Origin of the sequence: Saccharothrix xinjiangensis, from assembly GCF_039527585.1 — a bacterium.
Taxonomy (GTDB): Bacteria; Actinomycetota; Actinomycetes; order Mycobacteriales; family Pseudonocardiaceae; genus Actinosynnema; species Actinosynnema xinjiangensis.
In genome coordinates, this window is record NZ_BAAAKE010000001.1 from 431,048 (window position 1) to 450,827 (window position 19,780).

Annotated in this window: 20 protein-coding genes and 1 pseudogene; 10 read left to right on the top strand and 11 right to left on the bottom strand. The window is 72.4% G+C overall.

Annotation, left to right across the window (positions count from 1 at the left end):
- The first annotated feature begins 24 nt into the window (after nucleotides 1-24).
- On the top strand, nucleotides 25-1,248 hold the full coding sequence (locus ABD223_RS02010; protein ID WP_344034067.1) for an MFS transporter: 1,224 nt from the start codon (nucleotides 25-27) through the stop codon (nucleotides 1,246-1,248).
- A gap of 303 nt (nucleotides 1,249-1,551) precedes the next feature.
- Nucleotides 1,552-2,940, top strand: a complete 1,389-nt coding sequence (locus ABD223_RS02015; RefSeq protein WP_344034068.1) for a GGDEF domain-containing protein — start codon at nucleotides 1,552-1,554, stop codon at nucleotides 2,938-2,940.
- 212 nt (nucleotides 2,941-3,152) lie between these two features.
- Here the strand turns inward: ABD223_RS02015 and ABD223_RS02020 are convergent, their stop codons facing one another.
- The 5 genes from ABD223_RS02020 to ABD223_RS02040 all read right to left on the bottom strand — a co-directional run bounded on the left by ABD223_RS02020 (nucleotide 3,153) and on the right by ABD223_RS02040 (nucleotide 7,466).
- Nucleotides 3,153-3,989 (bottom strand): metal ABC transporter permease, encoded by an 837-nt coding sequence (locus ABD223_RS02020; RefSeq protein ID WP_344034069.1) that lies wholly within the window; start codon nucleotides 3,987-3,989, stop codon nucleotides 3,153-3,155.
- Nucleotides 3,989-4,846: a metal ABC transporter ATP-binding protein gene (locus ABD223_RS02025; RefSeq protein WP_344034070.1), complete on the bottom strand. Its 858-nt coding sequence runs from the start codon at nucleotides 4,844-4,846 to the stop codon at nucleotides 3,989-3,991. Before ABD223_RS02025 ends, ABD223_RS02020 begins: the two co-directional genes overlap by 1 nt.
- A complete protein-coding gene (locus tag ABD223_RS02030; protein WP_344034071.1) occupies nucleotides 4,843-5,868 on the bottom strand; it encodes a metal ABC transporter solute-binding protein, Zn/Mn family in 1,026 nt (341 codons plus the stop codon). Before ABD223_RS02030 ends, ABD223_RS02025 begins: the two co-directional genes overlap by 4 nt.
- Before the next feature lie 174 nt (nucleotides 5,869-6,042).
- Nucleotides 6,043-7,143 carry an ABC transporter ATP-binding protein gene (locus tag ABD223_RS02035; protein WP_344034072.1) on the bottom strand — a complete coding sequence of 367 codons (1,101 nt, stop codon included), beginning with the start codon at nucleotides 7,141-7,143 and terminating at the stop codon, nucleotides 6,043-6,045.
- A 53-nt stretch (nucleotides 7,144-7,196) separates the two neighbouring features.
- Nucleotides 7,197-7,466 (bottom strand): hypothetical protein, encoded by a 270-nt coding sequence (locus tag ABD223_RS02040; RefSeq protein ID WP_344034073.1) that lies wholly within the window; start codon nucleotides 7,464-7,466, stop codon nucleotides 7,197-7,199.
- 32 nt (nucleotides 7,467-7,498) lie between these two features.
- Between ABD223_RS02040 and ABD223_RS02045 the strand changes: the two are divergent.
- Nucleotides 7,499-7,768 (top strand): annotated as a pseudogene (locus tag ABD223_RS02045) (histidine phosphatase family protein); the annotation flags it as partial.
- On the opposite strand, the gene ABD223_RS02050 reads toward ABD223_RS02045, so the two are convergent.
- The 3 genes from ABD223_RS02050 to ABD223_RS02060 all read right to left on the bottom strand — a co-directional run bounded on the left by ABD223_RS02050 (nucleotide 7,748) and on the right by ABD223_RS02060 (nucleotide 10,879).
- Nucleotides 7,748-8,641: a sugar ABC transporter permease gene (locus ABD223_RS02050; RefSeq protein WP_344034074.1), complete on the bottom strand. Its 894-nt coding sequence runs from the start codon at nucleotides 8,639-8,641 to the stop codon at nucleotides 7,748-7,750. The pseudogene ABD223_RS02045 and the gene ABD223_RS02050 sit on opposite strands and share 21 nt — an antisense overlap.
- On the bottom strand, nucleotides 8,641-9,558 hold the full coding sequence (locus ABD223_RS02055; RefSeq protein ID WP_344034075.1) for a carbohydrate ABC transporter permease: 918 nt from the start codon (nucleotides 9,556-9,558) through the stop codon (nucleotides 8,641-8,643). The genes ABD223_RS02050 and ABD223_RS02055 overlap by 1 nt, the downstream gene beginning before the upstream one ends.
- A gap of 64 nt (nucleotides 9,559-9,622) precedes the next feature.
- On the bottom strand, nucleotides 9,623-10,879 hold the full coding sequence (locus ABD223_RS02060) for an extracellular solute-binding protein (RefSeq protein ID WP_344034076.1): 1,257 nt from the start codon (nucleotides 10,877-10,879) through the stop codon (nucleotides 9,623-9,625).
- Between the two features lie 228 nt (nucleotides 10,880-11,107).
- Here ABD223_RS02060 and ABD223_RS02065 point away from each other — a divergent pair, with 228 nt between their 5' ends.
- The 3 genes from ABD223_RS02065 to ABD223_RS02075 all read left to right on the top strand — a co-directional run bounded on the left by ABD223_RS02065 (nucleotide 11,108) and on the right by ABD223_RS02075 (nucleotide 14,548).
- Nucleotides 11,108-12,157, top strand: a complete 1,050-nt coding sequence (locus ABD223_RS02065) for a LacI family DNA-binding transcriptional regulator (RefSeq protein WP_344034077.1) — start codon at nucleotides 11,108-11,110, stop codon at nucleotides 12,155-12,157.
- A 107-nt stretch (nucleotides 12,158-12,264) separates the two neighbouring features.
- Complete coding sequence (locus ABD223_RS02070) at nucleotides 12,265-13,368, top strand: LacI family DNA-binding transcriptional regulator (protein WP_344034079.1); 1,104 nt, start codon at nucleotides 12,265-12,267, stop codon at nucleotides 13,366-13,368.
- A 157-nt stretch (nucleotides 13,369-13,525) separates the two neighbouring features.
- Nucleotides 13,526-14,548, top strand: coding sequence for an LLM class flavin-dependent oxidoreductase (locus ABD223_RS02075; protein WP_344034080.1), 1,023 nt, complete (start codon nucleotides 13,526-13,528; stop codon nucleotides 14,546-14,548).
- Here the strand turns inward: ABD223_RS02075 and ABD223_RS02080 are convergent, their stop codons facing one another.
- Nucleotides 14,549-15,181 carry a hypothetical protein gene (locus ABD223_RS02080; RefSeq protein WP_344034081.1) on the bottom strand — a complete coding sequence of 211 codons (633 nt, stop codon included), beginning with the start codon at nucleotides 15,179-15,181 and terminating at the stop codon, nucleotides 14,549-14,551.
- 137 nt (nucleotides 15,182-15,318) lie between these two features.
- Here ABD223_RS02080 and ABD223_RS02085 point away from each other — a divergent pair, with 137 nt between their 5' ends.
- From ABD223_RS02085 to ABD223_RS02095, 3 genes are read left to right on the top strand one after another with little or no spacing between them, the layout of a single operon-like run.
- Nucleotides 15,319-15,810 carry a beta-class carbonic anhydrase gene (locus tag ABD223_RS02085; RefSeq protein ID WP_344034082.1) on the top strand — a complete coding sequence of 164 codons (492 nt, stop codon included), beginning with the start codon at nucleotides 15,319-15,321 and terminating at the stop codon, nucleotides 15,808-15,810.
- 27 nt (nucleotides 15,811-15,837) lie between these two features.
- Nucleotides 15,838-16,707, top strand: a complete 870-nt coding sequence (locus ABD223_RS02090) for an HhH-GPD family protein (RefSeq protein WP_344034083.1) — start codon at nucleotides 15,838-15,840, stop codon at nucleotides 16,705-16,707.
- A complete protein-coding gene (locus ABD223_RS02095) occupies nucleotides 16,708-17,205 on the top strand; it encodes a 2'-5' RNA ligase family protein (protein ID WP_344034084.1) in 498 nt (165 codons plus the stop codon).
- Here ABD223_RS02095 and ABD223_RS02100 read toward each other — a convergent pair.
- Nucleotides 17,154-17,915, bottom strand: a complete 762-nt coding sequence (locus ABD223_RS02100; protein WP_344034085.1) for an alpha/beta fold hydrolase — start codon at nucleotides 17,913-17,915, stop codon at nucleotides 17,154-17,156. The genes ABD223_RS02095 and ABD223_RS02100 overlap by 52 nt on opposite strands.
- A gap of 17 nt (nucleotides 17,916-17,932) precedes the next feature.
- Between ABD223_RS02100 and ABD223_RS02105 the strand changes: the two genes are divergently transcribed.
- Nucleotides 17,933-19,405 (top strand): M1 family metallopeptidase, encoded by a 1,473-nt coding sequence (locus ABD223_RS02105; RefSeq protein ID WP_344034086.1) that lies wholly within the window; start codon nucleotides 17,933-17,935, stop codon nucleotides 19,403-19,405.
- Here the strand turns inward: ABD223_RS02105 and ABD223_RS02110 are convergent.
- Entirely contained in the window at nucleotides 19,394-19,768 is a 375-nt protein-coding gene (locus ABD223_RS02110) for a nuclear transport factor 2 family protein (protein ID WP_344034088.1), read from the bottom strand. The genes ABD223_RS02105 and ABD223_RS02110 overlap by 12 nt on opposite strands.
- Between the last annotated feature and the right edge of the window lie 12 nt (nucleotides 19,769-19,780).

Here is a 19,780-nt window from a genome sequence, read left to right on the forward strand (position 1 = left end):
GAGGCCGACCGACCTGGAGCACTCGTGACTTCCGGGGGAACCATCCGCGCGCTCGTGGGCAACCGCGAGTTCCGCGGCATGTGGATCGGCTCGACGGTGTCCACCGTGGGCGACCAGCTCGCGGCCGTGGCGTTGTCCTTCCTGGTGTTCGAACGAACCCAGTCGGCCGCCTGGACGGCCCTCACCTGGTCGTTGACGCTGTTCCCGCCGCTGCTCTCCGGTCCGCTGCTGGGGTGGGTCGCCGACCGGTTCCCCCGCCGCACCGTGATGGTGACCTGCGCGTGGCTCCAGGCCGTCCTGATGGCGCTCATGGCGGTGCCCGGCGTGCCGCTGTGGCTCATGGTCGTGCTGCTGTTCGTGGTCCTGATGATCTCGACGCCGTTCCTGGCCGCCCAGGAGGCGAGCCTGCCGACCGTGCTGCCGGAGAAGCGCTACGACGACGGCGTGGCGCTGTTCGGCACGTCGGTGGACGTGGCGCAGATGGTGGGCCTGGCCGCGGCGGGCTTCCTGGTGACCACCACCGACCCGCGGCTGGCGCTGGCGATCAACGCGGCGTCGTTCGTGTGGGTGGCGATCCTGGTGCAGCTGTCCGTGCGGCACCGGCCGGCCGCCGACCCGCTCGGCTCGCAGCGGGACCCCGAAGGTCCCAAGGGCGCGTTCACGCTGCTGGTGACCGAGCCCCGGCTCCGGAGCCTGATGGGAATGCGCCTGCTCGCCGGGCTCGCCATGGTCCCCGAGGGGCTCGCGGTGCCCCTGGCGGCCAGCCTGGACGCGGTGTGGGCCGTCGGCCTGATCCTGGCCATCGAGCCCGCGGCCAACGTCCTGGGCGTGGCGGTCCTCTTCCGGCTGGTGCGGGACCCCGCGAAGCGCGAGCGGCTGATCGGTCCGCTCGCCGTGCTGTCCCTGGCCCCGCTGACCCTGTTCGCGCTCAACCCGAACCTGACCTGGACCATCGTCCTGCTGGTCATCGCCGGCATGGCCGGGGCGTACCACACGCCGGCGCGAGCGGCGTGGATGCGCATCCTGCCCGACGCCTACCGCGGCAGGGCGTACGGCATCGGCCGGGCCGCGCTGCGGTCGTCGCAGGGCGGCGGCATGGCCGTGGCCGGCGTCGTGGCGCACTCGCTCGGGTCGGTGACCGCGACCATCGCGGGCGCGGGGGGCATCGGGCTGCTGCTGGCGACCCAGGCGACCGTAGCCTGGCGTCGGGCGCGCAACCGGCACGACCCGAAGACGGTGGCGATCTGAAACGGAGTCATCACATATCGCGATTGTCAAACATGAAGGGCCCCTCGGCTGCGGCCCGCTAGGCAGCGGGCACGTACGGTGAACGTTCGGTCCGGTGAGAGGGAAGGTGGATCACATGTCGCGGTTGCGCATGGCGGACACCTCCTCGAAACACGTCCCGGGCACCGGCGCACGGCTGCGAACGGCGTTCGCCACGTGGCGCCGCGCAGAGGGTAGGGGGTCGTGGTGAAGAACAGTTTGACTGACCGGAAGGCCTCTGGGGCAGTCGGCTGGACCTCGATTCGGAACTGGGACCTGTGGTCGTTGCGACCCGCCGCACTGGCCTACTTCCTGGTCGTCGAATCGGCCGTAGCCGCTGCCGCCATTTGGCTGCTGACCACGCTCAATGCGGTTCAGGACGCCGATTGGCTGCGGTTCGCCGCCGTGATGTTCGCCATCACCGTCCACCTGATGGTCGTGTGGCGCGCCGAGGAATCGCGGCGCGACGAATCGGCGGGCCCGCACATCGACCTCACGTCCGTGTGGACGTTCGCCGCCGCCATAGCGCTGCCCGGCGCGCTGGCCGTGCTCGCCACGATCTGGATGCGCATCCTGATCCAGCCGATCGCGCGGCGACAACCGCACCGGTTCATGTTCTCCTCGGCGAGCATCCTCGGCGGCACCATGCTGGCGTGGGCCGTGGTGCACATGTCCGGCGTGTCGCTCGGCTCGACCGGCCGGGTGGTGCCCGACCTCGGCCTCGTGCTGGTGCTGATCGCCGCGGCGGTGGTCAACTGGGGCGCGCAGGGCATGAACATCGCGATCGCGCTGAAGATCGTCACCCCGCACACCCGGATCCAGGAGTTCCTGGGCTCGCGGGCGGACAACATGCTGGAGCTGTCCACGCTCGGCGCGGGCGTCATGCTCGGGATGCTGATGACCACGCACTGGGTGGGCCCGCTGCTGCTGGTGTTCCCGGTGATCCTGGTCAACTCGCTGCTCTACCACGCCGCCGAGCGGCGGGCGCACCTGGAGCGGCTGCTGCGCGAGCAGCAGCAGCTGCACGCCCGGCTCACCGAGGACGCGCACACCGACTACCGGACCGGCCTGCTCAACACCAACGGCCTGGCCGAGTACGCCACCCGGCTCACCGAGCGCTGCCGGCACGACGGGAAGCCGGTGACCGTGCTGGCCATCGACCTGGACCACTTCAAGCGGATCAACGACACGTGGGGCCACCCGGCGGGCAACGCCGTGCTGGCCGAGGTCGGCCGGATCCTGCGGGAGAAGCTGCGGCCGGGCGACGTGGCCGGGCGCGACGGCGGCGAGGAGTTCGTCGTGGTGCTCGCCGACACCGGCCTCGCCCAGGGCACGGCCATCGCGGAACGGGTGCGCGAGGCGATCGGCGAGATGTCCGTGATGACCACCGACAAGCACCGCAACACGGTGACCCTGCGGGGCCGGAACCTGCCGCTGATGAGCGGCGACCAGGACGTCCGGGCCATCTCCGCGTCCATCGGCGTCGCCGTGCTGCCCGAGCACGGCGAGCACCTCGTCGACGCCCAGCACTGCGCCGACGCCGCGCTCTACACGGCCAAGGAGAACGGCCGGAACCAGGTGCGCGTGGCCGCGGGCGAGGTCCGGCTGCTGCCCACGCCCCGGCTGGACCAGCCGGTGGGCGAGGCGCAGGCCGAGGTCACCCGCTCGGCCTGACCGGGTCCGCGCCCGGACAGGCCCCGGGGCGCGGTCAGCGGCCCTTCCGGGGGGCCCGCCGCGCGTACGCCCGCACGTCAACGTCGAGGTCATGGAGCGCTCGTTCCGGCGCTGTCACCATCTCGGGCCTGGCGGCCCAGTCGTGGGGTACCCACTTCTCGGCTCTTCTAACGCGAAAACTCCTGATTTTTCCGAGAAGGAGGATCGAGCCCCTACCGGGCGCGCACCCGCTTGCGGCCCGCGACCCGGCAGACCAGGTAGATCAGGAACGACACCGTGGTCACGAACACGCTGACCGGCACCCCCGGCGCGAGCGACAGCAGCATCCCGCCCAGCACGGACACCTCGGCGAACACCACGGCCAGCACGGTCGCCTTCACCGGGCTCGCGGTGACCCGGACCGCGGCCGCCGCCGGCGTGATCATCAGCGACAGCACCAGCAGCGCGCCGACGACCTGCACGCTCAACGCCGTGGCCACGCCGACCAGCACCGCGAACACCACGGTCAGCGCGTGCACCGGCACGCCGCGCGCCACCGCCACCGCCGGGTCGACGCTGGCGAAGTGCAGCGGGCGGTAGATGACCGCCAGCACCGCGAGCACCGCCAGCGACGAGCCGATCAGCAGCCACAGGTCGGTCGAGCCGACGCTGACGACCTGACCGGTGAGCAGGCCGAACTTGTTGGCCGCCCGGCCGCTGTAGAGGGCCTGGAACAGCACGCCCAGGCCCAGGCCGAACGCCAGGATCGCGCCGATCACCGAGTCGCGGTCGGCGTCGCGCACGCTCAGCAGCCCCAGCAGCAGCGCGGCGACCACGGAGCCCGCCAGGGCCCCGTACCCGACGCCGACGCCCAGCAGCAGGGCCGCCGCGCCGCCCGTGAACGCCAGCTCGCTCGTGCCGTGCACGGCGAAGGCCATCCGGCGCGTCACCACCAGCGGGCCGAGCAGCCCGGCGACGAGGCCCAGCACGGCGCCCGCGAGGAGCATGTCGCGCACGAAGTCGTAGCCGAGCAGCTGGACGGTCAGCCGCCAGTCGAAGAAGTTCTCCATCAGCCCTCATCCGCCACGTGGTGCGGCTCGTCCTCGCACACGTGCTGCGCGCCGACCACGTGGACCTGGCCGCGCACGCGGACCACCTCGACGTTCGTGCGGTACAGCTCGGTGAGCACCCGGGAGTTCATCACCTCGTCGGGCGTGCCGACCCGGAACCGGCCCTCCACCAGGTACAGCACCCGGTCCACCAGCGGCAGCACCGGGTTGATCTCGTGGGTCACGAACAGCACGGCCGTGCCCGCGGCCCGGCGGCGCGCGTCGATCAGGTCGCTGACCACGCGCTGGTTGGCGAGGTCGAGCGAGAGCAGCGGCTCGTCGCACAGCAGCACCTCGGGGTCGCCGACCAGGGCCTGCGCCACCCGCAGCCGCTGCTGCTCGCCGCCGGAGAGCAGGCCGACCGGGTCGTCGCCGTACCTGGTCGCGCCCACGGCGGCCAGCGCCGCGTCCACCTTCTCCCGCCGCTCCCGCCTGCCGCGCAGGCCGAGGCCCCAGCCGTGGCCGTCGAGGCCGAAGCCGACCAGGTCGCGGCCGCGCAGCGTGAGCGTGGTGTCGACGGCCCGCTGCTGCGGGACGTAGCCGATGCGCCGGTTGCCGCCGGCCACCCGCACGGTGCCCGCGGACAGCGGCTGGAGGCCCAGCAGCACCCGGATGAGGCTGGTCTTGCCCGAGCCGTTGGGCCCGAGCACGGCCACGAACTCACCGGGCGCCACGTCGAGGTCCAGCCCGTCCCACAGCACGCGGTCGCCGTAGGCCAGCCGCGCGCCGCGCAGCGCCACGGCCGCCCGCGCGCCGGCCGCCAGATCCGCCTCGCCCCGATCCGCCTCGCCCCGATCAGCCTCGCCCCGAACGGTCATGCGCCGAGCGCACCCACGAGGGCGTCAACCTGCTTGGTCATCCAGTCAAGGTAGCCGGTCGCGCCCTCGGGCAGCGTCTCGGTCACCTCCACGACGGGGACCCCGGCGGACCGGGCCGCGTCGACCACCTGCCCGGTGGCGGCGTTCTCCGTCTGCACGTTGTTGACCAGGGCCGACACCCGCTTGCCGTTGACCAGGTCGAGCACCTGCGCGAGCGCGGCGGCGGGCACGTCGGTCTCCTCCTCCACGGCGTCGCTGAACGACTCGGGGGTGGCGTCCCCGACGCCCGCCGCGTCGAGCAGGTAGTGGGCGACCGGCTCGGTCTGGAGGACCTCCTTGCCCGCGCCCTTGCCGTCGAGCCGCGCGGTCAGCTCGTCGAGCTTCGCGCCGAGGTCCGCCGCGTTGGCCTCGAACTCGGCCTTGCGGTCCGGGGCGATCGCGCCCAGGTCGGCGGCGGCCTGCTCGGCGACCTTGTGGACGGTCTCGAAGTCGTACCAGACGTGCTCGTTGACCGCGTGGTCGTGGCCGTGCCCGTCCTCGGCGCCCTGGTCGGCGGGCTCCTCGTGACCGGGCTCCTCGTGACCGGGCTCCTCGTGACCGGGCTCCTCGTGACCGGGCTCCTCGTGGCCGGGCTCCTCGTTGCCGGAGCCCTTGCCGGAGATCGGGAACGCCTCGATCTTCTTCGCGCCCTCGGTCTCGGGGCCGAGCAGGCCGGCGAAGAAGTCGTCGTAGCCGCCGCCGTTGAAGACGACCAGCCGGGCGTCGCGCACCGCGGCCACGTCGGCGGGCTTGCTCTCGTAGGAGTGCGGGTCGCCGGACGGGTCGTCGATGATCGAGGTGACCTCGACCGCGTCGCCGCCGACCGCCTCGACCACGCTGCCCCACACGTTCGTGGAGGCGACGACCTTGATCCGGTCGGCGCCGTCGGCGGCGGGCGCGTCCTGGCCGCCGCCGCCGCAGGCGGTGAGGGCGACGGCGGTCACGGCGGCCACCGCTCCGAGCATCGTGTTGCGGACCGTCATCAGCGCACTCCTCGACTGGTGGAACCACAGGCAATGGAAACCGTTGTCGAGTTCAGTTTAGAACTCCCCGCGACCGCGGAAGGCGCCGACCGAGTGATGGTGGGGACCGAGTGGCCCAGGACACGCCGGAGGGCCGCCCCCGCACGCGGGAACGGCCCTCCGGGAACACCGGTGTCAGTCGGTCAGGCGCAGACCGTTCTCCGGGTGGAACAGGTGGACCTCGCCGGCGTCGCGGACGGACACCTTCACCGTCTGGCCCAGGGTCGGCGGCGTGCGGCCGTCGACGCGGACCACGAACCGCTCGGGGGTGCCGTTGATGCGGACCGAGCCGTGCAGCAACGCGTCCGCGCCCAGCTCCTCGACCAGCTCGACGACCATCTCCATGCCGTGCTCGGCGGAGGAGACCAGGCCCAGCGACTCGGGCCGCACGCCGAAGGTGACCTCGGACAGGCCCTCGGCCGCGGCCCGGTCCAGCGCGCGCCGCTCCAGCGGCACCACGACGCCGTCGAGCTTCGCGCCCTCGCCGGTCAGCGGCACGGTCTTGAGGTTCATGGCGGGCGAGCCCATGAAGCCCGCGACGAACGCGTTGGCCGGCTTGTCGTACAGGTTGCGCGGGGTGTCGCACTGCTGGAGCAGGCCGTCCTTGAGCACCGCCACGCGGTGGCCCATGGTCATGGCCTCGACCTGGTCGTGCGTGACGTAGATCGTGGTGGTGCCGAGCCGCGCCTGGAGGGCGGCGATGTTCGCGCGGGTCTCCACGCGCAGCTTCGCGTCCAGGTTGGACAGCGGCTCGTCCATGAGGAACACGGAGGGCTCGCGCACGATCGCGCGGCCCATCGCGACGCGCTGGCGCTGACCGCCGGACAGGGCCTTCGGCTTGCGGTCCAGGTACTTGGTCAGGTCGAGCATCTTGGCCGCCTCGGCGACCTTCTCCTTGATCTCGGCCTTGTTCACGCCGCGCAGCTTGAGCGCGAAGCCCATGTTCTCCGCGACGGTCATGTGCGGGTAGAGCGCGTAGGACTGGAACACCATGGCGATGTCGCGGCCCTTCGGCGGGACGTTGGTGACGTCCTTGCCGCCGATGTGGATGGCGCCCTCGTCGACGTCCTCCAGGCCCGCGAGCATGCGCAGCGCGGTGGACTTGCCCGAGCCGGACGGACCGACCAGGACGAGGAACTCGCCGTCGGCGACATCCAGGGACAACTCGTCGACCGCGCGGACCGGCGGGTTGCCGGGGAAGATCCGCGACGCCTTGACGTAGGCGACCTCTGCCATGTGACGCACCTTTCACTACCAAGCTTTGCCGCAACGTTAGGGATCGCAAGCGCTTACGGGAACGGGTGGATTGGTCTAGTTTTCGACGCTTCGGCGACGACGACCCCCGGGAGCGCCGCCATCGCGAACTTCGAGCCGCTGCCCTTCGACGGGAGGGAGGCCATCGCCTCGTCGAACGACCTGCCCCCTACACCCGCGACGCGGAGGACTTCGCGGGCCTGGAACCCGTGGTCGAGGTCATCGCGGTCCGAACCGGGCCGGTATGCCTGGTGCGTGCCGACCGACCTGGTCCTGGTCCGCCACGCCCGCTCCGTGATCCCCACCCCGGCCGACCCCTGACCACGCCCGCCACCACGCCCGCAGCTGGGCCGACCCGGAGGGTGGCGAGAGCTCGAACGCGCTCACCGACCGGGGGCTGGAAGCGCTCGACGCCGTCGCCCGCGAGCACGAAGGCGGCGTCGTGCTCATCGGCACGCACGGCACGTTCGCCGCCCGCGCGCTGCTCGCCGCCGGTCACGCGGTGGACTGGCCGTTCCTGGTGGGCGTGCCCATGCCGGCGGTCTGCCGGCTGCGGTGGGACGGCGGGCCCACCGCAGCCTCGGGCCTACCCCTTGACCGCGCCTGACGACAGGCCGGTCACCAGGAACCGCTGGACCAGGTAGAACACCACGATCGCCGGGATCGCCACCAGGATCGACGCCGCCGCCAGGTGGCCCCACTCGGTCCGGTTCTGCTGCACGAACACCTGCAACCCGACCGCCAGCGTCTTCGACTCGTCCGCCGCCGACAGGAACGCCGACGCGAACGCCACCTCGCCCCACGCCGTGAGGAACGCGTAGAACGCGGTCACCGCCAGGCCCGGCCGGGCCAGCGGCAGCACCAGCCGCCAGAAGACGCCGAACGGGGACAGGCCGTCCACGCGGCCCGCCTCGTCGATGTCGCCGGGGATGGTGTCGAAGTAGCCCTTCAGCATGTAGGTGCAGAACGGCACCGCGGTGGTGCAGTACACGAGCACCAGGCCGAACGACGTGCCCTGCAACCCCAGTTCGAGCAGGATGTTGTACAGCGGCACGATCAGCACCGCGAACGGGAACATCTGCACGACCAGGAACGACAGCATCAGCGACCGCTTGCCGGGGAAGCGGAACCGCGAGGCCGCGTAGCCCGTGGTCGCCGACAGGAACACCGCGAGCACCGTGGTCATCAGGGCGATCAGCACCGAGTTGCCGAACCAGGCCAGGAAGTCGCCCTTCTCCCCGGACAGGATGCGCGCGTAGTTGTCCAGGCTCGACTCGTTGACCAGCTTCGGCGTGGTCTCCACGGCCCGCGCGTCCGGCTTGAACGACGTCACCAGCACCCAGAACACCGGGAACACCGCGATCAGCGACGCGACGACCAGCGCGGCGTGCAGGCCGACGCTGGCCAACCTCGACCGCTCGGAGCGCTTGGGCGCCCGGACCGGCTGGGCCGCCGTGAAGGAAGCCGCCTCGACCGACATCACCACACCTCGCCTTGCTTGCGCAGCGCGCGCCGGTACACGCCCGCGAACACGAGCAGCACGGACAGGATCAGCACGCCGTAGGTGGACGCCACCGCGTAGTCGCGGGACGCGCCGGAGAAGAACCGCTCGAACGCGTAGGTCACGAGGATCCGCGTGTTGGGGTTCGGCCCGGTGATCAGGTAGATGATCGCGAACATGTTGAACGTCCAGATGATGCCCAGCAGCACCACCGTGCTGGACACCGCCTGCAACCCGGGCAGCGTCACGTGCCGGAACCGCTGCCACGCCGAGGCGCCGTCCACCTCGGCCGCCTCGTAGAGGTCGCCCGGGATGGACTGGAGGCCGCCCAGCAGCGCCACCATCATGAACGGCACGCCGAGCCAGGTGTTGACGACCATGACCGCGACCAGCGCCCAGTCCGACTGGCCCAGCCACACCGGGTCGGGCAGGCCGACGGCCCGCAGGGCCTGGTTGATGATCCCGTACTGCGCGTTGAACATGTACTTCCACGCGAACGCGCTGATGAACGCGGGCACCGCCCACGGCAGGATCAGCAGCACCCGGTACACCGCCCGCCCGCGCACCTGCCGGTTGAGCAGCAGGGCGAGGCCGAGGCCGATGGTGTAGTGGCAGAACACGCACCCGAACGTCCAGATCAGCGTGCGGACCAGCGTGCCCCAGAAGGAGCCGAAGCTGGTGTCGCCGGACAGGACGTTGAGGTAGTTGCCCAGCCCCACCCAGTCGTAGCTCGCCGGCCGGTCGAGGACCGGGTTGGCGATGTTGCCCTCGTTGATGTCGGTGAAGGTGAAGTACACGCCCTGGGCGAGCGGGAACAGCACCAGCACCGCGATGACCACCACGACCGGCAGCACCATCGCGTACGCGTACCAGTGCCGGTCCAGGAACCTGCGCACCGAAGTCTCCCTTCCGCGTGCCCGTGGGGGCTCCCCCGGGCGGGGAAGCCCTCACGGGGCCGTGTCAGCCGACGGTGTACTCGGGGACGACGGTGTCCTTGTAGGCCTTGGCGACCTCGTCCAGCGCGGTCTTGGCGTCCTTCTTGCCGGCCAGGAAGTCGGCGTAGGCGATCTTCAGCGGGTCGAACAGCTGGCCGCCCTCGGGGATCCAGGCGCGCGCGTGCGCGGACGTGACGACCGGCTCGAACGCGGAGACGACCTCGTTGGCCTTGACGTCGGCGTTCTCGTAGGCGGACTTGCGGGTGGGCAGCAGGCCCAGCTCCTTGGCGACGGCCACCTGCGACTCGACGCTGCTCATGCAGGCGATGAACTTGACCGAGGAGTCCTTGGCCTTGGTGCCCTGGCGGATCACGTAGTTGTGGCCGCCGACCGGCGCGGAGCCCTCGCCGGCGGTCTCGCCGGGCACGGGCGCGATGCCGAGGTTGGCGGCGTCGGTGAACGCGGCGCCCTTGAGGTAGTCGGCGACCGACCACGGGCCGTTGACCACCATGGCGACCTCGCCGGAGGTGAACGCGGCCTGCATGTTGTTGTAGGAGTTGGCCGGGTCGAGCGCGGTGGTCGCGGCCTTGGCGTCCAGCAGGCCCTTGGCGGTCTCCAGCGCCTTCACGTTCTCGGCGGAGTTGACCACGATCTCCTTCGCGTCGGCGTCGACCAGGTCGCCGCCCGCGCCGTAGATGAACGGCAGCGCGTAGTAGGCGTCGTTGTTGATGAAGATGGTCTTCTCGCCGCCGAGCTTGGCGGCGGCGGCCTGGACCTCGGCCCAGGTCTTCGGCGGCTCGACGCCCGCGTCGGCCAGCAGCTTCTTGTTGTAGAACAGCGCCAGGGAGTCGGTGACCTGGGGCACGCCGTAGGACTTGCCCTCGAACTTCGTGGAGCCCAGCGGGGTCTCCAGGAAGTCGGAGGTGTCGCCCGCCAGCTCGGTGCCGGTCAGGTCGACGACGTAGCCCAGCTTGGCCAGCTGCGGCACCCAGGCGACCTCGGCGCGGAACACGTCGGGGCCCTGGCCGCCCTGCGCGGCGGTCCGGTAGTTGTTGAGCGCCTGGTCGAAGGCGACGGTCTCGGCCTTGACCTTGTAGCCGCCCTTGGTGGCGCAGTCCTGAGCCAGCTTGGTGAACACCGGGCTCTCGTTGGGGCCGCTGGTGTCCCAGAAGGTGACCTCGCCGGAATCGCCGGCGTCCGATCCGCCGTCACCACCGCCGCACGCGGTGAGGACGAGGGCGCTTGCTGCCGCCACTGCGGTCACGAGGGTGGTACGTCGCATCGTTGCTGTCGTCCCTCCTGCTGGACCTTCATCGCGATGAAGGCTCTTGCAAGAACTTGCGAAATTGTTGACGCGGATTTCATCCCGCCGACCTGGGCCGGGTCAAGGCCAGGACGGTAACCAAGCCGTAACGGCCCGGCGATCCCGGGCGAAACCGTGATGGGCGTTGCAAAAATTTGCCGCTGGCGGCAGGCTGCACGTCACCCACAACCCAAGCGAGGAGGCATGGTGTCCGGTCTGTCCGAGATCGCCAGGGCAGCCGGGGTGAGCATCTCGACGGTCAGCCGGGTGCTCAACCGCCGGGCGGGTGTCAACGACGAAACGCGCCAGCGCGTGCTCGCCGTGCTCGCCGAGATGCCCTACACGCCTCGCGGGTTGGGGGCGCTCCAGCGGACGGGCGTGATCGGGCTGCTGGTGCCCGAGCTGTCGAACCCGGTGTTCCCGGCGTTCGCCGAGGCGCTGGAGGTCCGCGCGGCGCGCCTGGGCTACTCGTCGCTGCTGTGCAACACGCGCGCCACCGGCGCGGCCGCCATGGGCGAGGAGGAGTACGTGCGGATGCTCCTCGCGCGCGGCGTCGAGGGCATGGTGTTCGTGTCGCCGGAGATCACCAACACGGAGGTGCCGCTCGGGCAGGCGCCGCGGCCGTCGTACTACGCGAAGCTGCTGGGCGACGGCGTGCACATGGTGTTCGTCAACGGGGCCACGCCGTCGCTGGACGTGCCGGACGTGACCGTGGACGAGCAGCACGCCGGGTACGCGGCGACGCGGCACCTGGTGGAGCTGGGTCACCGGCGGATCGGGTTCGTCTCCGGGCCGGCGCGGTCGCTGCCGTCGCGGCTCAAGCGCGCCGGGTGGGCGGCGGCGCTGGAGGAGGACGGGCTGCCCGCGTCGTCGGACTTCGTGGCGCACGGGCCGTTCGGGCCGGAGGGCGGCGCGACGGCCGTGGCCGCGCTGCTGGACACGGTGCGGCCGACCGCGGTGATCTGCTCGTCCGACCACATGGCGATCGGCGTGCTGCGGGAGGCGCACCGCCGCGGGCTGCGGGTGCCGGGCGACCTGGCCGTGGTCGGCTTCGACGACATCCCGCTGGCGTCGTACTGCTCGCCGTCGTTGACCACCCTGGCGCAGCCGATCGAGGAAATGGCGGCGGCCGCGGTGGACGAGCTGGTGCACCGGCTCGACCCCGATCGGCGGCGTCGGCCGGCGGGCAATTACACGCGCGTGTTCCGCCCCAAGCTGGTGGTGCGCGAGTCGTCCGCGCCACCCTCATTGGTTTAGACCAAAGTACTGTTAAGTAACCTGCAATCACCTGCGCTGATGGTGAATTTGAGGGACGCCCGTCACCCCCACTTCTGTAATTGGTTCTGAACCGTTACGGTCACTTCATGGCGCGGTCGATGCATGTGCGACGCCCGGCGACGCTCGCCTCACTGGCGGCGGAGCTGGGTGTTTCCCGGACAACGGTGTCCAACGCGTACAACCGTCCCGACCAGCTCTCGCCGGAGCTGCGACGCCGGGTGTTGGAGACAGCGAGAAGACTCGGCTACCCGGGCCCCGACCCGGTGGCCCGTTCACTGCGCACGCGCAAGGCCGGTGCGGTGGGCCTGCTGCTCACCGAGAACCTGTCCTACGCGTTCCGCGACCCGGCGGCGATCGGGTTCCTGGAGGGCCTGGCGCTCGCGTGCGAGGACGCCGGGCAGGGGCTGCTGCTCGTGCCCGCGAACCCCGAGCGCGAGGACGTGGCGGCGGTGCACCGGGCGGGGGTGGACGGCTTCGTCGTCTACTCGGTGCCCGACGACGACCCGCACCTCGCCGCCGTGCTGGAGCGGCCGGTGCCGACCGTCGTGTGCGACCAGCCCGACATCGACGACGTCGACCGCGTCGGCATCGACGACCAGGCCGCGATGAACTCCCTGGCGCAGCACCTGATCTCGCTGGGGCACCGGCGGGTCGGCGTGGTGTGCATGCGGCTGGCCCGCGACCGCAACGACGGCTTCGTCACGGCGGAGCGGCAGGCGGCGGCGCACTTCCACGTGCAGCGGGCGCGCCTGGCGGGCCTCGCGCAGGCCTTCGGCTCGGTGGGCGTCGACTGGAACGCGATCCCCGTGGTCGAGCGCTTCGACCACACCACCGCCTCGGGCGCCTCGGCCGCCGCCCAGGTGCTGGACCGCGACCCGCAGATCACGGCGCTGGTCTGCACCTCGGACATCCTGGCGCTGGGCGCGCTCGGCGAGGCGCAGCGGCGCGGGCTGCGCGTGCCGCAGGACCTGACCGTCACCGGCTTCGACGGCATCCGGGAGGCCGAGCAGGCCGGCCTGACCACCGTCCGGCAGCCGGTGCTGGAGAAGGGCCGCGCGGCGGGCAAGCTGCTGCTGGACTCGGCGGAGCGCACCCGGCCCCGCTCGGTCACCCTGGCCACGGAGCTGATCCACGGCGTCACCGCCGCGCCACCGCGCGGCACGGCCGAGGAGCGCTGGTTCGGGCCCTGACCCGCCCGGGCACCGCACGCATGACCGCCGCACGGGGGGTCCTCGCCCGGGGACCCCTGTTCCGCCGTGCCGCAACCCGGCGCGCCGGGCCCCGCACGCCGCCGGGTGGACGTTCCACCACGTGGACCCCCGGCCGCGCGGGACGACAATCGGGACCATGCCGCTCCCCTCGCAGCCGCTCCGCCGCCTCGGCTTCCTGACCATCGGCCTGTTCGACGAGGCCGACCCCCGCCGCGGCCACGAGTCGACGCTGGACGTCATCCGGCTGGGCGAGGACCTGGGCCTCGACAGCGCCTGGGTGCGGCACCGGCACCTCCAGTTCGGCATCTCCTCGCCCGTCGCCGTGCTGGCCGCGGCGTCCCAGCGCACCTCGCGCATCGAGCTGGGCACCGCCGTCACCCCGCTGGGCTGGGAGAACCCGGTCCGCCTCGCCGAGGACCTGGCAACGGTCGACGTGCTGTCCGGCGGTCGGCTCAACCCCGGCGTCAGCGTCGGCCCGCCGATCCACTACGAGCAGGTGAAGCACGCCCTCTACCCGGACACCGCCGACGTCGAGGACTTCGGCCACCGGCGCGTCCGGCGCCTGCTCGACGCGCTGGCCGGCGAGCCCGTCAGCGACTTCGAGGGCGCCGAGGGCATCGAGGTGTTCTCCCGGCGCGTCCAACCGCACTCCCCCGGCCTGCGCGACCGCGCCTGGTACGGCGGCGGCAGCCTGGCCTCGGCCCGCTGGGCGGGCGAGAACCGGATGAACTTCATGGTCAGCAACGTGGTCAAGGGCGAGGGCCGCCCGGAGGGGTTCGCCGACATCCAGCGCTCCCACGTGGAGGCGTTCCGGGCCGCGCACCCCGGCGCGGGCCGCGTCTCGCAGGGGCTGGTCGTCATCCCCACCGACAGCGCGACCGCCGAGCAGCGCGCGAAGTACGAGGGCTACGCGGCCGGGCGCCTGCCGCGCACCAGCAGCCCGCAGGGGCCGAACGCCCTGTGGTTCGCGCCGGACCTCGTGGGCCCCGCGGAGGGGATCGCCGAGCGCCTGTACGCCGACGCCGCCTTCCGGGAGGTGGACGAGGCGGTCTTCGCCCTGCCGTTCACCTTCGGGCCCGAGGACTACGCGCAGCTCCTGACCGACATCGCCACGAAGCTCGGCCCGGCGCTGGGGTGGGAGCCGAACCGGGCCGGGTGATCAGGTCAGCCGGAACACCACCGGGTCGCTCGCCTTGCCCGCCACCTTCGCGACCAGCAGGTAGTCGCCGGGCCCGAGCCGCCGGTGGCCGCCGCAGCCCGGTTCCGACGTGGTGCCCGACCAGCGCAGGCCGTAGGTGAACCGCTCGCCCGGCCGCAGCACGCGCACCTCGGAGCCACCGGTGGCGAAGCAGTCGTTGCTCGACCACAGCCGGGTCCCGCCGTCGACCGCGGTGACCACGAGCTCGCGCACGTGCCGCCCGATGTCCTTCGCGCACGGCAGCTGCCCCGCGTTGGAGACCGCGATGGCCAGACCCACCCCCTCGCCCGCCGCGACCGCGGGCTCGTCCAGCTCGGCGACCACGTGGAGCTGGGCGTCCTCGCACGGCGGCGGCGGTCCGGGCGGTGGGGTGGGCGCCGTCGTGCCCGGGGCGGTGGAGGGCGCGGCGGCCGGCGTCACCGGTGGTGCGGCCGGGGTCGGGTCGACCGGCCGCGGCGCGGCGGGGTCGGGGTCGCCGGACAGGACGGCGACCAGCCAGGCCAGGCCGACCAGCGCGATCGTCGCCACCGCGACCGCCAGGGCCCGCCGCCGCCGGTACACCGACGGCGGGAGAGGGCCCGTTGGCTCGGTCACCCGACGAAAATATCCTTGCGACCTGGAATGGACCGCTCAGCGGCGGTCCCCCGATGTGGTGAACGTGATCTCGGCCCGATCCGCTTGCCGGCATGCGGGAGCCGGGTTCCAATCCCAGGGAGACATGGAGGTGCGCGATGACCGCGATCGACGAACTGCTCCGCCGCAACGCCGAGATCGGCAACATCGTCCCCGGTGACCGCTCGTCGCCGCGGCCGTCGATGAAGATCGCCATCCTGACCTGCATGGACTCGCGGATCCGGGTGTTCGAGATCTTCGGCCTCAAGCAGGGCGAGGCGCACGTGCTGCGCAACGCGGGCGGCGTCGTCACCGACGACATGATCCGCTCGCTCGCGCTCAGCCAGCGCAAGCTGGGCACCGAGGAGGTCCTCCTGGTGCACCACACCAACTGCGGCCTGGAGATGGTCACCGAGGACGCGTTCAAGGACGAGCTGGAGCAGGACTCCGGCCTGCGGCCCACCTGGTCGGTCGAGGCGTTCCGCGAGGTCAAGGACAGCGTCCGGGGCTCGGTGAACCGCGTCCGGCACAGCCCGTTCCTGATCCACAAGGACAAGGTCCGCGGCTTCGTCTACGACGTGCACACCGGTGAGCTGGTCGAGGTCGCCTGACCCGTTCGTGGAACACTGGTCGGCGTTATGAGCCTGGACGCCGACCTCCTCCTCGACTGGTTCGCCGACACCGCCCGCGACCTGCCCTGGCGACGGCCGGAGTGCACCGCGTGGGGCGTGCTGGTCAGCGAGATCATGCTCCAGCAGACGCCGGTCGCCCGCGTCGAGCCGATCTGGCGCGAGTGGCTGGCCCGCTGGCCGACGCCGTCCGCCATGGCCGCCGCCACGCAGGGCGAGGTGCTGCGCGCCTGGGGCAAGCTCGGCTACCCCCGGCGCGCCCTCCGGCTGCACGCCGCCGCCGGCGCCATCGCCGAGCAGCACGACGACGTGGTCCCGGACGACGTGGACACGCTGCTCGCGCTGCCCGGCATCGGCGCCTACACGGCCCGCGCCGTGGCCGCGTTCGCCTACGGGAAGAAGTGCCCCGTGGTCGACACGAACGTGCGACGCGTGGTCGCCCGAGCGGTGCACGGCGCGGGCGACGCGGGCCCGCCGTCGACCACGAAGGACCTGCGCGACGTCGACGCCCTGCTGCCCGACGAGCGGGCCGCGACCTACTCGGCCGCGCTCATGGAGCTGGGCGCCCTGGTCTGCACGGCCCGCGCGCCCAAGTGCGCCGTCTGCCCCGTCCTCGCCACCTGCGCCTGGCAGCTCAACGGCCGCCCCGCCTACGACGGCCCGGCCAAGGCGGTGCAGAAGTTCGCGGGCACCGACCGGCAGGTGCGCGGCCTGCTGCTGGACGTGCTGCGCGGCACCACCGGACCGGTCGCCAAGACCGGGCTCGACGTGGTGTGGTCCGACGCGGGCCAGCGGGACCGGTGCCTGCACTCGCTGCTGGTCGACGGCCTGGTCGAGCAGACCGCCGACGGCCTGTTCGCGCTGCCCGGGGAGCACTAGGTGCACCTGCTCGTGGTCTTCTTCGACGACGGGGCCGACCGGGCCGTGCGGGAGCTGTGGCGGCGCATCGGCGTCGCGCCGGACCTGCCGCCCCACCTGACGTGCGCGTCCGCCGCCGTCATCGGCCCCAAGGTTCGCGCGGAGCTGCGCGAGGACCTGTCCCGCCTCTGGGTGCCCGACCTGTGGCTGCACGCGCTCAGCGCCACCGACGACGCCCTGGTGCTCGGCGCCGTGGTCGACGCCGAGCTGCTGGCCGTGCACTCGGCGATCCACGACGTGCTGGCGGGCCGCGTGAAGCACCCGACCGCCCGGCACCTGCCCGGCAGCTGGACCCCGCACTGCACCCTGCTCACCGGCGACGACGACGCGGTCAAGGCCGCGTTCGCCGAGCTGCACCCGGTCGCCCCGATCCGCGCCAAGGCCCGCCAGGTGGCCGTCGTGGACACTCAGACCGGCGGGATCGACCCGCTCAGGAACGCCTCCACCGCGCCCCGGTAGACCTCCGGGGCCTCGTCGTGCACCACGTGCCCCGACTCGGGCACCACCACGTGGTGCGCGGTGAGCCCCCGGGCCGCGCACCGCCGGACCACCTCGGCCATCTGCCCCGCGGGCAGCGCGCCCCGCCCGGCCTCGACCACCAGCAGCGGGCACCGGATCGCGTCCACGAAGTCCCAGTAGGACCGCTCGCCCCACTCCGCGGCGATCTCGTACAGGTCGTCCAGCTCGGCGATCAGGTGCCACCCGTCGGCCCGCTCCTCGAACAGCTCCTCCACCCGCGGCACGTCCACCACCGTCCGCACGTGCGCCAACGACCGGAACGGCGCCGGCCACGCCTCGAAGTACCAGCGCCACTCGTCGACCGAGCGGCCCCGGTTGTCCGGCACGACGTCCTCCGCGACGACCCCGCGCACCAGGTCGGGCCGCAGCGCGGCGAGCGCCCACGCGTGCAGGCCGCCCATGGAGTGCCCGACCACCACCGCCGGCCCCAGGTCCAGCCGCTCGATCGCCGACGCCGCGTCGGCGACGAAGTCCTCGGTCCGGAAGGGACCGCGCCGGGGGTTCCGCCCGTGCCCGCGCGCGTCGAGGCCGACGACCCGGCCGTGAGGCTTGAGCCACTGCGCGACCGTCCACCACGTGCTCGCCCGGCTCATGAGGCCGTGCAGCAGCAGGATGCCGGGCCCCGAGCCGCCGAACTCCACCACGCTCATGCGTGCATCATGTCGCCATGGCCATCAGCTCCAAGGCGCGCCCGTACCTGCTCGTCCTCTGCCTGGTGCTGGTGGTCGCCGGCGTCCTCGTGGCCAGGCTGCCGCACGACCGGCAGGCGGGCCCGACGACCACCGGCCCGACCACGCCGACCGTGGTCGGCGCCGAGGGCGGCGACGGCGCGGGCGACGCGTACTACCCGCAGGACGGCAACACCGGCTACGACGTCGGCGGCTACGACGTCAGCGTCACCTACGACCCGGCCACCGGACGGCTGGACGGCGTGACGGAGGTCACCGCCACGGCCACCGCCGCCCTCACCCGGTTCAACCTGGACCTGTACCGGCTGGAGGTCACCGAGGTGCTGGTGCGCGGGGTGCCCGCGACCTTCCACCAGGAGGGCGAGCACGAGCTGGTGATCACCCCGGGGACGCCGCTGGCCGACGGCGAGGGGTTCACCACGACCGTGCGGTACGGCGGCGAGCCCACCGTCTTCAAGGACCGGGCCCTGGGCAGCAGCGGCTGGCAGGTCTCGCGGGGCGGCGGCGCGTTCGCGGCCGGCGAGCCCCACTCGGCGACGACCTGGTTCCCCGCCAACGACACCCCGCGCGACAAGGCGACGTTCGCCGTCACCGCCCGCGTCCCCGAGGGCTGGTCGGTCGTCTCCAACGGGACCGAGCGGGAGGAGCCCGTCACCGCCGACGGCTGGACGTCGTTCCGCTGGGCGGCCGAGGAGCCGATGGCCACCTACCTGACCACCATCGCCGTCGAGCGGTGGACGTTCGAGCGCTCCACCCTCGCCGACGGCACCCCGGTGGTCGACGCCTACGCGCCCGGCGCCGAGGCCGCCCGCCAACACCAGCGCAGGCTCCCGGAGGTCCTCGACTTCCTCTCCGAGAAGTTCGGCCCCTACCCCTTCGGCAGCGCCGGCGGCATCTTCCTGGCCGATGACATCGGGTTCTCCCTGGAGACCCAGACCAGGCCCGTCTACGCGGGCTGGGCGAGCCTGGACACCGTGGTGCACGAGAACGCCCACCAGTGGTTCGGCGACCTGGTGTCCGTGGAGAGCTGGTCCGACATCTGCCTGAACGAGTGCATCGCCAGCTACGCGGAGTGGCTGTGGGACGAGGCCCGGAACGGCGCCGACCTCGACGCCCTCTACCGCGGCACGATCGACGAGGTCGCCGACCGCGACGCCTACTGGGGGCGCAAGCTCTACGACATGGGCCGCGGCAACGAGTTCCGCGGCGTCTACGACAAGGGGCGGCTCGCCGTGCACGCCCTGCGCCGCCAGATCGGCGACGAGGACTTCGACCGGGTGCTCAAGGGGTGGATCGCCGAGCACCGGGGCGGCAACGCGTCCTGGCCCGAGTTCGAGGCCCACGTCGAGCGGGTGTCCGGCCAGGACCTCGACGCCTTCTTCGCGGCCTGGTTCCGCGGCGACGAGATCCCGGCCGACGAGCACCTGTACCCGGGTTCGCTACGCCGCTAGCGGGCTCTGCTGGTGGAGCGCCACCAGCCACCCGTCGCCCTCGCGGGCGTACACGGTCGTCGCCAGCGCCGAGAACCCCACCTCGCGCTCGCCGACGAGGGCCACCACGTCCACCCGGTAGGTGACCGCCGCGCCGCCGTCGCCGACCCCGACCACGCGGACGTCGGACAGCGCGGTCTTCAGGTACGGGTTGCGGTTCGCCCCGATGGTCGCCACGGCGTCGGCCTTGGTCATCACGCCGTACTGGCTCACCGCCACCGCGTCGTCCCGCAGGGACCGCTCGTAGAACGCGCCGTCGCCCTCGCGGTTCGCGCGCCACAGCTCTTCTTCCAACCCGATCAGCTCGTCCATCACGGCGCCCATGTAACCAGGTAA